Here is a 14,326-nt window from a genome sequence, read left to right on the forward strand (position 1 = left end):
CGCTATGCATGATTTCCTGAGCGATCTTTTACAGAGAATAGATAATTCAGGCGAGAATTTTTCATCGCAGGCTTACAATATTATTGGCTCTGAAATCACGCCGCTGCTCAAGGTGATGTTCATCGCCTATGTTGGATATTACGGCATCCAGGTAATAATGGGGACTTCGCGGATTAGCGTGGCAGAAATTGTTACACGCGTATTCCGCATGGTCTTCATTCTGGCATTGATCAGCAATTGGGGATACTTCAACGATTTTTTCTATAAGTGGCTGAACAATACCCCCGAAGATGTAGGTCGCGCCATCCTGACCGCTACCGGGACGGGAATTACCGAACCGACAAATGGTCTTTCCATGATCTGGAAAACCGCGAATGAGGCGGCTTCTGCGTTTGCCGAGCAATCCGGCTATTTTTCCGTTTTGCCTTCTATGGTGGGCTTTCTCATCATGGCCTGCGTGGCAATCTTCATCGCTGTTGCTCTCGCAATACTTGTGCTTGCCAAGGTGATGCTATGGGTCCTGATCGGGACCGCACCTATCTTCATCGCCTGCATGTTGTTTGAACAATCGCGCAGCCTTGGGCAGGCGTGGTTCCAACAAGTTCTTCTATACGCTCTGATCCCGTTATTCGTGTTTGTCGTCGCCGCTTTCCTTATCGCCGCAATGGACCCTGAGCTGACGAAGGTATCCGCTGCCGCTATAGAGCGACGCCTTACGCTGAGTGATATTTCAGCCTTCCTTCTGCTTTGTTTCGCAGGCGCTTTTGTGCTGTTGAACATCCAGGTCCTTGCTCAGGGCATCGCAGGTGGTCTTGCCCTTGGTATTGGCGCTGCCGCGACACGGGTTTCTCACATGACAGGTGTCACCACTCCAACGCAAATTGCGCGAGCTAGCTTCAAGGGGATCGGTGCGAGCTACCATGGCGGGAGATCACTTTACAATCGCTTTGGCGGCGGCCGCGATGGAGGTTCGATTTCCCCGACAAGTCAGGGCGCAAAAGAAGCAATGCAAAACCGAATAAGCAGCAACAGCCTGCCTCGCTGATGCTGCAGGTTCATAAGAGGTAAAGGGTTGGATCATGACCGATTCCAAAGAAGCTGCATTGAGAAGTTATTTTCAGGACGGTGATCGTTGGGAGAACGAAATCGTCCGGAAAGCAAAACGTTCAAAAGCCGTGGCATGGTTCGTAACCATCATATTCGGGCTCGTCGCGCTTTTCGCGTTGCTGGCACTCGTTATGCTGGTTCCGTTAAAATCTTTCGAGCCTGTGATTGTCATCGTAGACAAGGCTACGGGTTACATCGAAACCAAAAGCGGCCTGACAAAAGCGCAAAATCTGACGGATTCACGCGCAATTACCCAAGCAAACGTCGTTCGGTATATCAGGACACGTGAAGGCTATGATCCTTACGCGATTGATGCAAACTTCGGCACGGCAGCACTGTTATCGACAGGTGATGCCGCTCGCGAATTACAGGAGCAATATAGCACTGCCAACCCGAAAAATCCGGCTAAGGTTTACGGCAAGAACAAGCGTGTACTTGTCGATGTGAAGTCTGTCACCTTCCCCAACAGTTCCACCGCTCTCGTCCGTTTTTCAACGACTGAAAAGTCCGATACCGATGCCATCACCAGACACTATATTGGTGTCGTGCGTTATCGCTATACGGACGAACCAGCCACCAATGAATGGCGGTTTGAAAATCCACTCGGATTCCAGGTTTATAATTACAGGCGGGATCAGGAAACCGTCACGGAAGGGAGCAAGGGATGAAAAACCGCTTGCACTTAGCGGCGGCGTTCTCGGCCGTCCTCCTTTCACACGCCCACGCTGCCCAGACGCCCAGGGCTGGCTCGCTGGATTCACGTGTGACCAGTGTCGTCTATCAACCCAACAATGTCGTCAAAATCTCTGCGACGTACGGTATATCGACAATGATCATCTTCGATGAGGATGAAAAATTTGAGACCATTTCGCTTGGGGATACAGAGAGTTGGCAGGTTGCTCCAACCGAAAAAGGAAACATCCTCTTCGTTAAGCCGACGGCTAAGAACGTCGTCACCAACATGAACGTTGTCACGACCAAGCGCATCTATTTTCTGGAGCTGCACGACTACGCGCCAGATGCTGGCAAGAAGGTCTTTGGCGTTCGCTTCATCTATCCCGAAAAGGATCTGAATGCAGCGATGCTCAAAGAGGCCGAATATCGTGCTGCCAATCCCAATGTCTCCAAAATAGACAAGGCCAACGTCAATATTGACTATTCTTTTTCGGGAGATACGAAACTCAAACCCTCGATGATCTTCGATGACGGCAAGAAGACCTTCTTCAAATTCCCCGGTCGGACACCTGCAATCTTTGCAGTAAACGGTGACTTTTCCGAGACACTCCGAAACTTCCGCAAAGAAGGCGAGTATCTGGTCGTGGACGGAACGGCAACACAATACACGCTTCGCGACGGCGATCAGTGGATCTGCATTTTCAATCTTCGAAAGCCAGATTTTGGCGCACCCGATCCTGACATCATGGGCCCCGTACCTGATCAAGCGGCAACCAAGAGAAGAGGGAGCGGCAACGGATGAAACAGTCTCCCGAATTGGAAGCACTGGCGGCGGCTGATGACTCCGGCGTCAGCAACAAGAATGCAAAACGGAATCAAACAGCTGCGATGGCCGTCTTTCTGCTGGCCGGTGTAGCTATGGCTTATTTTGTTCTAAAACAGCCCTCCGAGAAGCCGCGAGATCTCGTGAGGGGTGATGAGGAGTTTAGCACGACGTCGTTCAGACCGCCGTCATTCGTGCGCGATCAGGATCAGCCGCCTACACAGCTCGAACCAAATATCATCAACATTCCTCCGCCTCCACCGCCACCAGAGCCGGAGCAGGTCGACACCACGACATTTAGTGTTCCTCCCCCTCCTCCACCGACGGTCGCCGTGAACGAACCCACTCAGGCACCCGAGCCGGAAGTTGTTGAAGAATTTCCAGACCGGTTCAAATCGAAGCTGATCCAGATGGATCACGCGCGATCAGGCGGAGCGAATGGCGGTCCGGGTGTCGATAATGGCGATGGAACACCGAATGTTGCTGGCGAAGACCGAAACAGTAAGTTTCTGGCGACGGCCTCGGTGATGGCGGATCGGAATGCCAAGGCTACGAAAATCAAGCGCATCGACGCGGTTGTGCCTGAAGGCACGATGATACCCGGTATTCTCGAAACCTCGATTGTGAGCGATCTGCCAGGCCAGGTTCGCGCCATCACGTCAGAAGATGTCTACAGTTTTGATGGCCGTCGCATTCTGATCCCGATCGGCACCCGGCTCATCGGTGAATATCAAAGCGACGTAATGACAGGCCAGACCCGCGTTTTCGTAGTCTGGACCCGCTTACTGCGTGATGATGGTGTAAGCGTGCGCCTGAACTCCGTGGGTACTGACAGCTTGGGGCGTTCAGGTCTCACTGGCATCGTCGATAAAAAATGGCGTGAACGGTTCGATGCATCCATCATGTTGTCCGTGGTGGGCGCCGGCGCAAGTTATCTGACAGGTTTCGGCAGCGTTGAAGCCTTCGGTCGTAATAATGATGATGCAAAACGCGGAGAAGAACTAGCCCGCGAGACAATCGCCAACACTTTCTCTCAGATGGCAAATACCGCTCTGAACGAGAACCTGCGCATCAAGCCGACAATCAGCGTCCATCAAGGCGAACGTATTTTCATATTTGTGCGTCAGGACCTCGATTTCTCAGCGATGTACGACGATCCTGTAACAGAGGCGATGAAGGAAATTCAACGTGAACGCAGGGGCAAATAGTGCGGCAACAGCCACACAAAGCAGATATTACTTTCTTGATCGGGCACTTGAGCCTCTGCGGCCATTTCTCAACGATCCAAAGGTCGTTGAAATCTCGGTCAATAAACCAGATCACGTCTATGTTGAGCGACTTGGTGCTGACCACATGGAATTCCACGAGGTTCATGCGCTTTCAGCAGCAGATATTCAGAATATCGGTGAACGGGTCGCGGGCGCGACCGATCAGTTCGTCAGTAAATCCGCGCCCATCCTGAGCGCTGCGTTACCGACTGGCGAGCGGATTCAGGTCGTTCTTCCACCCGCTGCACCGGACGGCGGATCGATATCGATCCGCAAGCAGGTCGTTAGCAATTTTAGCTTGGAGGAATACAGGGATAGCGGTTCACTGGACAAGGTTTCTGTTGCTGTTGGAGGACTGAGCGACATTGACCGTTTGCTGATCGAACATCTGAAGCAAAACAGAATTTTCGATTTCATCAACACAGCAATCACGCAACGAGTGTCGATCCTGATCAGCGGCGGCACGTCATCGGGAAAGACAACCTTTCTGAATGCCTGCCTGAAATCGGTTCATCCGAAGGAACGGATTATCACGCTGGAAGACACCCGCGAACTGTTTCCCCCCCAGGAAAACCGCATTCATCTGGTAGCTTCGAAAGGTGGGCAGGGCACCGCTGACGTCACAATTCAGCACTTGCTTGAATCATCCCTTCGTATGCGGCCGGATCGTCTATTCGTTGGCGAAATCCGCGGCGCTGAAGCGTTTGCTTTTCTTCGCGCAATTAATACCGGTCATCCCGGTTCTATGTCGACGGTTCATGCCGATACGCCGCAAGGTGCCTATGAACAGCTCGCCATGATGATGCAGCAAGCGGGGCTATCTGGCGGATACTCAAAGCATGATCTCATGTCGTATATCCGGATGGTCATTCCCATCGTCATCCAGTTGCGTCGCGACGGCGGAAAACGTGGCGTATCGGAGATATTTTTTGCACGAAGTGAAGAGCCATGAGCAAGGGTTACAAAGCGGTCTATCTGATATTTTGTGTCGGCATAGCCTTCCTTGTCTGGACCCTGGCTTATGGGGTCGTACTCGGGGTAGTTTATAAAGACAGCCGAATTTTGAATATCACCATCACCGAAAATCCTTTTGCTCCGCTTCAGCAAGTCTGGGCCTACGCAACCAACTCAACTCTGAAACGAGTTGCCATCGGTGCCTTGTTACCTGCCATCGCCGCCGCCGTTTTTGCGGGCTATCTTGGTCTCAGGCGTCATGAGAACCCCTTGGGGGATGCGGCTTTTCAGGACGTCATGGGCCTTCGTCGCGGCAAGTGGTTCCGAAAGAACGGGCACATATTCGGGCGGTTCGGCCGCAATGTGCTGCGAGCGGCAGACAGTCGCCATCATCTGATTATCGGTCCTACACGATCGGGTAAGGGAGCGGGCTATGTCATTCCAAACGCTCTCAAGCATGAAGGGTCCATGATCGTATCCGACTTGAAGGGTGAGATTTTCAAGGCGACAGCAGGATATCGGAAGCAAAACGGTAGTCAGGTCTTCCTCTTCGCCCCCGGTGCAGAGAGGACCAATCGTTATAATCCTCTTGATTTTGTGCGGCCCGAACGTGGTAATCGCACGACGGATATTCAGAATATCGCCAGCATTCTGGTTCCCGAAAATGTTGGCTCTGAAAACTCAGTTTGGCAGGGCATGGCTCAACAGGTCATAGCCGGGATTATCAGCTATGTTCTGGAGAGCCCTTATTATCATGGACGGCGCAACCTCGGCGAAGTCGTTTCTTTCGTGAACAGTGGCGTTGATTTTCAGGCGCAGATCAAGTTGATCAAAGAAAAAGAGCCGAACCTTTCAAAATATACCGTCGAAAGCTTCAACGCATTTCTGGCATTGTCAGAGCGCGCCGCAGCATCCGCGCTGCTCGATATCCAAAACGCGCTCAGACCCTTTAGAAATGAACGTATCGTTGCCGCAACGGAAGTAACCGACATGGATATCGGCGCCATGAAACGGCGGCCTATCTCGATCTATCTCGCACCCAATATTACCGATATTACGATCCTGCGCCCACTTCTCACATTGTTCGTGCAGCAGGTCATGAACATTCTGACACTGGAACACGATGCCAATTCCCTTCCCGTCTATTTCTTGCTGGATGAATTTCGACAGCTTAAAAAAATGGACGAGATTATGACCAAGCTTCCCTATGTGGCCGGCTATAATATCAAGCTTGCTATCATCATTCAGGATCTCAAAAATCTCGATGAGATTTATGGCGAGACTTCGCGCCACTCCTTACTTGGCAACTGTGGTTATCAGCTGGTGCTGGGTGCCAACGACCAAGCCACAGCGGAATATGCATCCCGTGCACTCGGGAAAAGAACTATCCGCTACCAGTCGGAATCCCGTACCATCGAAATTCTCGGTTTCCCCCGTCGTACAAAGGTTGAGCAAATCCGCGAGCGTGATTTGATGATGCCGCAAGAAGTGCGGCAAATGCCAGAAAGCAAGATGATCTTGCTGGTCGAAGGACAACGGCCAATTTATGGCGACAAGCTGCGGTTTTTCAATACCCAACCCTTCAAAGCCGCTGAAGCTTATTCGCAATCGCACGTTCCTGATGTGCCGACGATTGATTATATACCTCATAGGCCGGTTCCGGCGCTGACAGACGAATATGCGAGTGGCGGACAACAAGCCGTTAAACATGTCATTACTCGCCCACCCTCGCCATCGAGCTTATATGAGGAACGCGGACCGAAAACTGAATCGACGAGTTCAGCACTGAATGGAAGAACAACTGGACGAGAAGACCCGCTCACCAAAGAAGTCAGCCTGAGTGTGAAATTACCAGTAAGAACAGCGAGCAGATCAAACGTTCAACCCGCGGATATCGATGACCACATAGAAAAGGTCGAAGCTAAGCTAAAACCAAGCGCGGAACGTTTATTGAATGCCGTTAACGAGAAAGTAGAAGCCGCTGGCATATCGCCTCGTAAGCGGAAAAGTTATCTCGACATATTTGATGCTACTGTCCCCGATCCGGAGGATATTGGGCTGATAAGCAGTGTCCTATTATGAAAATAACCGCGGCGCGCAGACGTTCTGGCTGGTGTCTTTAAACCGCACGAGAACCGTCGATGATAAGGTTGCTTTTATGGCAGTGCAGCGTGGAATGGATATTTGCCGGTCATGCTGATGTTAGAGAGTTAAGGTTGACTGGGGACATACGTCAGGCATCCCAGCAGCGACAGCAAATATATAGGGAAGGTTTGAATTTATCTCTATTTACTCAATTCCGCTGAGTAAATGATGGTGAACTCAAACTTGATAGCGGTTTAAGAGTTGTTTATTATGCTCAACATGACTGAGCAAAACGCCTCACTGTTAAACCAACTCGAGCGAGACCTGCCAGAAGGGTTAGTCGTGGACGCTGCCTGGCTGCAAGAGCGCGGCATAGCCAGTAACCTGCGCGCTTACTACGTTAAGAACGGATGGCTGGAACAGCCGGTACGTAGCATCTATAAAAAACCGCGCGGCACTCTGAGTTGGCAGCAAGTCATCATATCGCTTCAGACCTTGCTTTCACACGCTCCGCTTAGTGTCGGCGGACGCACGGCGTTAGAATTGCAGGGCTTTGCGCATTACCTTACTAACGAGACAAGAATTGTTCATCTCTACGGACCAGAAAAACCGCCTGCATGGCTGAACAAGCTGCAACTGCCACAGCGCTTTGTCTATCACAACAGCGCTACCTTGTTTCGTAATGAACCAACCGCACAAGGGCTTGGCAGCGTCGCATGGGGGCAGTGGGACTGGCCTATGACGCTTTCACAGCCAGAGCGCGCTTATCTCGAAATGCTCGATGAACTGCCGCGCCATGAAAGTTTCCACCAGGCCGATATGATTATGCAAAGTGCGGCAAATTTCAGCCCGAGGCGGCTGCAAAAACTGCTTCTGGGTTGCGAAAGCGTGAAGGTTAAACGTCTGTTCTTTTATTTCGCTGATCGTCATGGCCATGCGTGGCTTAAGCGACTGGACAAAACCGCAATCGATCTCGGGAAGGGTAAGCGCATGCTTGTGCCCGGTGGCAAGCTTGATCCCGTTTATCTCATCACCGTACCGGGGGACTTCGATGCCATTTCGTGATCAGTACCAGAGCCAGGTCAGGCTGCTTATGCGCCTGATTCCTATTGTGGCGCGCGAGACGTGTTTCGCGCTCAAGGGTGGAACCGCGATCAATTTATTTATACGCAACCTGCCACGCCTCTCCGTTGACATCGACCTCATGTATTTACCTGTCAACGACAGGCCAGAGGCACTGGCCGAGATTGATGCAGCCATGAAGCGGATTAGAGCGGAAGTTCTAGCGCAAGTGCCTGGCGCTCGCGTCGCCGAAAACGTCCACGATGGCGCGATCTTGCGGCTTCTTGTCATGGCCGAGGGAACACAGGTGAAGATTGAGGTCTCTCCTGTCTTGCGCGGTGTAGTGCACGAACCTTCTGTGATCCCTGTTACCGAAGCGGTCGAAGAGGCCTACGGTTTTGCCGAAACCAACGTCGTTTCCTTTGAAGACCTATTTGCAGGAAAGCTGGTTGCAGCGCTTGATCGCCAGCATCCACGCGATCTCTTTGATGTGCGCGGTTTGTTTGCCCATGAAGGGCTGAGCGACGCGTTACGCGAAGCTTTTCTAATTTATCTCCTCAGCCACAATCGCCCCATGGGCGAGGTGCTTTCGGGCCGGGTCAAAGACCTCGCGAATGAATACCGCAATGGTTTCGAAGGCATGACCGAGGAGGAAGTTCACATAGAGGAACTCATCGAAGCTCAGCAGCAGATGATTGATAGCCTCATCGGCGGAATGCCGAATGAGCACCGCGAATTTCTCATCGGGTTCGAGCGTGGTGAACCGAATTGGTCCTTGCTGAAGATCACTCATGTGGCAGAGCTTCCGGCAATTCGCTGGCGGCAGCGCAATCTCAACAAACTCAAACATGATCAGCGCTCTGCTCTGGTCGAATTGCTCCAAACTTCCCTTGAGCGGCGCGCAAAAATTTAGCTGCATCGCAGCATTAACCTGTAATACAGCCGAACTACAGGGCTTCGGCTATTTTCAACGATCCAGTCAGAACGGCAAAAAACTAGCGATGAAACTGATGGTATCAGTTATCCATGCGAAGGCGGCATTAAACCAACCTTGAATGACAGTAGCAACATACACGATTGCAACCAGTCCAAGCACGAGCCAGAACAAAATTGCAAAGAATTTTGCAAAAGCATCGTCGGCCTTCGGATCGGGAGGTGAGTTATAAATGTAATCGTGTCGCATAGCCGATTAACGCTCGTTTTCGTCGCGTTCCTTCTTTTGCTGCTGCTCTTGTTCTAGTTCCTGCAATCGCGGAACTTGTTGCTGAGGTGGATCGGTGCGCATGGTTTCTCCATCGCGAGCCATGCCCTTCACTTCCATATTAACCTGATTGTCGAGCTGTTTGGAACCTTCACCTTTTTCATCTGGCCGATCCTTCTCTTCAAGCACGTTTGCTTCCCATGCCCGGCGATCGACCATTTGTTCGACACGCTGCTTCTGACCATCGATTTCCTGAATGACGGTTTTCAAAACGCGTTCCGTCCCAGTGGACCGCAAATGAATTTCATCACCGATTTCAGCGCCAGCATGATGCAGCGAATCCGGTAATCCGACACCCCATACCGTGCGATTGCCATTGGCCGTTTCAATAACGACAAATGGCGAAGGCTCATTTTTTTCATTATCCTGATAAGGCTTTTCGCCCGTCTCAACGAGGATGCCCTGCACCCCCTCGTTATAGTCGACGATCTTGGAGTGGGACGTTACAGAATTATCTGCATTCTTGGGCTCTCTAACGACCTTGCTCGACTGGTCCAAACCTGCAGATTGCTCCTGATCCCGCTGAGCCGCATCCAGCGCCCTGCCCTCCATCGGCATAATTTCATTACGCAAATATGATTGTTCGCGCCGCGCCAGTTCTTGCCAATCCAGTTCCGTCGGCTGATAGCCCTTGACCGAAATACCGTGCGCCTGGCCCTCCAACCAAGTTTCACGGCGGAACTCCTTGCTCCCCGCTATTTCGATGCTCGTCCAGCCTCGATGCGCTGCTGTTTCGATCATCAACCGAACGCCCTGAGCATCGAACGATTTAGCGCGCAGCTTCTCTCCATTGTCCTGGAACACTTCGCGCTCACCCTTTGAATCGGCAAAGACTCGCTGCGTCCCCCCGTGATCCTCACGAATATAATATCGCCTCATGATCTCATCCGGGAATGAACGATCCATTTCGGCCTGATAGGATGCTGCAGCTGCCTTCTCCTCGTCATCCATGCTTGAACGAGGTTCGTTGGCATTATCTGCCGATGGCTGACCCTGCTCTGCTTCCACGATAACATGCGCTGGCTTGGCAATTTCGGAATCGGCTTCGCGAGCGATCTGCATTGACGAGCTATCTTGCTCGCTTTCACGAGATGAGGTTTCAATGGTCAATCCACGCTGTTCAGTCAATTCCATATGCTCGCGCATTAGATTGACATGCTCGCGCGTATACTGCGCTACCTGATCCAGATCGGCTTTCTCTTCCGGTCCGAGATTGCGGCCAAGCCGGAACAAAGCTGTTTCAACTTCTTTCTCATATGTCTCAAAATCGCTTCTCGACATTTCGCGCACTTTATCACCCTCCAAAATGATGTTTTGCAACTTTACCAAATTGGTACGGTAATGTGACCCGAAATCTGCATGAACGATGTTAGAAGTTTTAACTTCAGATTGAGGTGCACTGGTTGATACAACTATATCTCTCTGCTGTATGGCGTATGAGGCAATCTGGTGATCGCCGCTAGCCATTGCTATTTTCTCCCAACTATGAGTTACCTTTACGGTATATTCACGACTTCGGACGCTTCGCGCCATACTCCGCCGACCTGAGCGCTTTGCGTCATAGCGCGACTGAGCTGCCGCACTCGTCCCCTCATGTTCCGTTCGTCCATCGCAACTAACCGGCCGCACCTGATTGCGCGTGTAGGCTGGAGCATTTGCAAACTCGCGCCTGTCCGTCATTTCCATAGCGATTCCGTGCTCGCGCGCCTTTTCAGCCATCAGCTCGCGCCATTGGCGAAAAACCTGTGGCGAGGTTTCTACCCGATCACCGGCATCCGAACGCATAGCGATAATGGCATGGGCATGGATATGCGGTCGCTTTCCGCCCTGCCCCATCTCCTTCGGGTCGCTGAATGGATCATGCATCGCAAATATGTAGCGGTGTCCTTCAAACTGCGCGGCCAGAAAATCCCGAACAGCACTTTCAAAAGCCTGAACGTTGGTGCCAGCTTTGGCAGACATGATGACATGCATCACATCCCTGCCCTTGCGGCTGTGCAACTCCCGACGCCACTGCTTTTGCACCAGGTCGCCGGCGGAACGCACATCTGAGACAACGCGCCCCTTATCATCACGAACGTCGCCCTTATGATCCTCGACCAGACTTCTCAGCTTGGCGGCGCCATATTCAACGCCATTTCCATACCCGGTAAAACGGAACCGCGCCCTCCCGAGCTCGGACGCTGCGCTTTCGTTGTAACGCCTCTGAATAATGTCCGCCGCCTTGGAGTCGCCGGTCAACCGCTCCCCTTCCATGCTGCGCAACACCACCACACCGTCAACCTTTAAAACGCCATGTGATGGTTGCGAAACGGCATAAGCAAAGCTGCGATGACCGAATGCGCTCGATAGGCTATCGCGCACGAGCTGGTGCAAAGCTTCTTCTGTTGCGAACCCGGCAGCTTCGATCGTCACCCGGAAGGTTCCACTATCCCTGCTCTCAGCCCGATTTTGAAACAATGGCTCCCAACTACCGCGCAACCGTGCCAGCTCCTCGCGACCCTGAAGACGTTCACCGTTTTCCTTTTCGACGCGTATTTCCCCGCTTCGCGAAACGTAATTGACCATCGCGCCGAACCGCGCACCGCCACCATACGACGCCATCTTGACTACAGCCGGTTGACTACCTGCTGCCACTGCGGCCAAACGTGTTTCCATCGGCCTGGCGATAGCAACTTGTTTGTTTGACGCACTACCTGCGCTTGTCAGCGCTCTTGAGGATCGCGTGCGAAATTTTGGCATTGAGAAACCACTTGCTCCGGCCGACCCACCCGCAATCTGCAATTCGCGCAACCTCCGCCGCATTTCTTCCTCGGCGCTGCTTGCAGCACTCGAACCCAGCGAAAGCTCATGCAGCAACGCCGCACGGCGCTGCTCCCATTCGCTCTCAAAGGCACCGAGAAAGAATTCCATAGCCGCTAATCCTTGCTGCGGTGTCTATACCCAGACCGTTTGGTCACGCGCCTCAACTCACTAAGAACCGCAACCTGCATCTTTTGCACGTCACCCACCACTATGCGGATCTCGCTATCGGAAACCGACTTTCCACTATTCAGCGCCCTCGCCACCTGATTGAGATTGACGCCAATCATACGCATGTCCTCAAGCAAAAGGGACAAAAGCGCTCTGTCTTCGGCATTAAAGACCGGCTTCACCCCAGACCCTTGCAGCAATACCACCTTGAAAAATGCGCTCATCGTCATGTCAGCCGCCTTTGCGGCTGCATCGATTGCATCATACTCGTCTGCGGACACCCGGCTATGAATGGTTTGCGGTTTGGGTTTTACAGCCGCCACATCATCAGAAATTGCTTCATTCATAGGCTTTGTTAGCTCCAGTTCAGCGCAGCAATCGACAATCGCGGACATGTTTCGCGATTGATCAGGAAAAGCGTAGCACATTTTTCCGTATCCTGCCTAACAAAACACGAAGAGAACCATCAAATATTCGTCTAACATGGCCTCGCTCCGCTCACCCCTTACGCCGAGGCTACGCCCCGGCGTTTAAAAGGAACTGCGCTCACCAGGGTTCACCTCGAGACTCGCCTTAATCGCCTTTATGTACACCTCGTACTCGCCAGCAAGGGACGCTACGCTCTTCGCCCTTGCCGGACTGCGTGCGAGCGGCACAGACGGCTCTTGCGCGGCTCCGGGGTTCACACTCGATTGGGAGAAACATGTTCCCAAACTCTAATCATTAAGTGATGTGATTATTTGATGTGAACACATGGTGTGTCAGATGCTGCAATGAGTGTTGTCACATCGTGTGAAATTACCTTATCTTGACATCTATTCTTGCGTCGTGTGGGCAGCATTTGCCGACGCTTCGGGCAATAAATCGACACAAAGAAAACCAGCATTATCCAGGTACTGGAGGGCCAGCGTGACACTTCGAATATCTTCGGTAAGCGGCAAAGGTGGAGCGGGGAAGACGACCGCAGTCATTTTGACTGCAGGTGAACTCGCACTCAAAAATCGACGAGTATTGCTAATTGATGCCGATCCACGACAGAACTTAGCCGAGTGGTGGAAGCGGTGCGAGGCAAAGGACAATGTACCGGCGTCGATTTCACTGGCGACGGCACTTCGTCAGAACAATATAGAAAAGTTAATGGCGTCACAGGAGGACAACTATGACGCCATTTTGATCGACGCGCCGGGCGTCGATAGTGTTGTGATGGATACGATAATCGACCATTCAGATATCGTCATCACGCCCATTCAGCCCGCCCAGGATGAAATTAAAGCAGTTGGTGAAGCAGCAGAGGCAATTGCGACACGAACGGACCTTCTTGACCGTAGTATCCCTCAAGCAGTTCTGCGAACGCGCATCACCATCGTGAATCGGCACCTCGAAGAATACCGGATCATTCGCCCTTTCGTCCAAAATTTGAGCGAACACGGATACAATTCCGTACTTCTCGATACGGAATTAATCGAACGAAATTGCTATAGAGAAATCCGCAGCGGTCTTGGCACACTACAAATGCTGGAACCGAGTGAACCGGTTCTCAAGGCCAGAGCGGAGGTGAATGCATTCGTCGAGGAGTTGGAGCAACTTAAAAACGAAAACCGCAGGGAGACTATCAATGGCTAAGGGAAAAATCTCTCTTTCTGATTTCCCTGTCGCGGAACGTCGAAAACGTTCAGTTGATCTGGATAAAGACACTGCCACCCCGCCTATTCCTCACGTGCAAGAAGATGGCGCTGCAAACGTTGGAAATGAATCGGCGCGCGCGACAGCAAGTCAGAAAAAGCAGGATAAGCATCTCGAGACAACGCCGGAACAACACCGCGCAAGTGCAATTGAAAATGCCAACCGTCGAGAAGACTCCCGTAACCGACTGCGCGAGCTTCGCAAGGCCCGTGAACGTGAAAGCAAACATTTCGTCAACGTATCGCTTGATTATGAGACCAAACGTCGTCTTGAGAACGCTGCTCATGACAATGGTCTGAAGATGACGGTCATTCTTCGTGATGCCATTGATCAATATCTTAAAGATAATGGATACTGACCGTTTTTGGCCGAAGTTTTCTCATCGGGATAGCGCTCGGAATTGCCATTGGAATCTATATTGCTCCATCGCTACAG

The 14,326-nt window shown here is 51.9% G+C and carries 12 protein-coding genes; 10 read left to right on the forward strand and 2 right to left on the reverse strand.

Translation table 11 applies throughout. From position 1 onward, the window contains the following. Nucleotides 1-4: 4 nt before the first annotated feature. The 8 genes from RI570_RS20580 to RI570_RS20615 all read left to right on the forward strand — a co-directional run bounded on the left by RI570_RS20580 (nt 5) and on the right by RI570_RS20615 (nt 8,887). A complete protein-coding gene (locus RI570_RS20580) occupies nt 5-1,045 on the forward strand; it encodes a type IV secretion system protein (RefSeq protein ID WP_313830721.1) in 1,041 nt (346 codons plus the stop codon). A 34-nt stretch (nt 1,046-1,079) separates the two neighbouring features. After that, on the forward strand, nt 1,080-1,775 hold the full coding sequence (locus tag RI570_RS20585) for a type IV secretion system protein (RefSeq protein ID WP_313830722.1): 696 nt from the start codon (nt 1,080-1,082) through the stop codon (nt 1,773-1,775). Further along, a complete protein-coding gene (locus RI570_RS20590) occupies nt 1,772-2,584 on the forward strand; it encodes a TrbG/VirB9 family P-type conjugative transfer protein (protein ID WP_313830723.1) in 813 nt (270 codons plus the stop codon). The genes RI570_RS20585 and RI570_RS20590 overlap by 4 nt, the downstream gene beginning before the upstream one ends. After that, the gene (gene virB10 / locus RI570_RS20595; protein ID WP_313830724.1) at nt 2,581-3,813 is read left to right on the forward strand and encodes a type IV secretion system protein VirB10; all 1,233 of its coding nucleotides are present in this window, start codon (nt 2,581-2,583) and stop codon (nt 3,811-3,813) included. Before RI570_RS20590 ends, virB10 begins: the two co-directional genes overlap by 4 nt. Further along, complete coding sequence (gene virB11 / locus RI570_RS20600; protein ID WP_313830725.1) at nt 3,794-4,825, forward strand: P-type DNA transfer ATPase VirB11; 1,032 nt, start codon at nt 3,794-3,796, stop codon at nt 4,823-4,825. The genes virB10 and virB11 overlap by 20 nt, the downstream gene beginning before the upstream one ends. Further along, entirely contained in the window at nt 4,822-6,909 is a 2,088-nt protein-coding gene (locus RI570_RS20605) for a type IV secretory system conjugative DNA transfer family protein (RefSeq protein WP_313830726.1), read from the forward strand. Before virB11 ends, RI570_RS20605 begins: the two co-directional genes overlap by 4 nt. A 282-nt stretch (nt 6,910-7,191) precedes the next feature. Further along, entirely contained in the window at nt 7,192-7,977 is a 786-nt protein-coding gene (locus RI570_RS20610) for a type IV toxin-antitoxin system AbiEi family antitoxin domain-containing protein (protein ID WP_313830827.1), read from the forward strand. Further along, on the forward strand, nt 7,964-8,887 hold the full coding sequence (locus tag RI570_RS20615) for a nucleotidyl transferase AbiEii/AbiGii toxin family protein (protein WP_313830727.1): 924 nt from the start codon (nt 7,964-7,966) through the stop codon (nt 8,885-8,887). Before RI570_RS20610 ends, RI570_RS20615 begins: the two co-directional genes overlap by 14 nt. Before the next feature lie 276 nt (nt 8,888-9,163). Here the strand turns inward: RI570_RS20615 and RI570_RS20620 are convergent, their stop codons facing one another. Together RI570_RS20620 and RI570_RS20625 are read right to left on the reverse strand one after the other, a co-directional pair. Next, nucleotides 9,164-12,148: an LPD7 domain-containing protein gene (locus tag RI570_RS20620; RefSeq protein ID WP_313830728.1), complete on the reverse strand. Its 2,985-nt coding sequence runs from the start codon at nt 12,146-12,148 to the stop codon at nt 9,164-9,166. Between the two features lie 5 nt (nt 12,149-12,153). Continuing rightward, nucleotides 12,154-12,555, reverse strand: a complete 402-nt coding sequence (locus RI570_RS20625) for a plasmid mobilization protein (protein WP_313830729.1) — start codon at nt 12,553-12,555, stop codon at nt 12,154-12,156. A gap of 562 nt (nt 12,556-13,117) precedes the next feature. On the opposite strand from RI570_RS20625, the gene RI570_RS20630 reads away from it, so the two are divergent. Next, nucleotides 13,118-13,831: a ParA family protein gene (locus RI570_RS20630; RefSeq protein WP_313830730.1), complete on the forward strand. Its 714-nt coding sequence runs from the start codon at nt 13,118-13,120 to the stop codon at nt 13,829-13,831. After that, nucleotides 13,824-14,249 (forward strand): hypothetical protein, encoded by a 426-nt coding sequence (locus tag RI570_RS20635; protein WP_313830731.1) that lies wholly within the window; start codon nt 13,824-13,826, stop codon nt 14,247-14,249. Before RI570_RS20630 ends, RI570_RS20635 begins: the two co-directional genes overlap by 8 nt. The last annotated feature ends 77 nt before the right edge of the window (nt 14,250-14,326 follow it).

Source organism: Brucella pseudogrignonensis, from assembly GCF_032190615.1.
In the GTDB taxonomy this organism is placed as follows: Bacteria; Pseudomonadota; Alphaproteobacteria; order Rhizobiales; family Rhizobiaceae; genus Brucella; species Brucella pseudogrignonensis_B.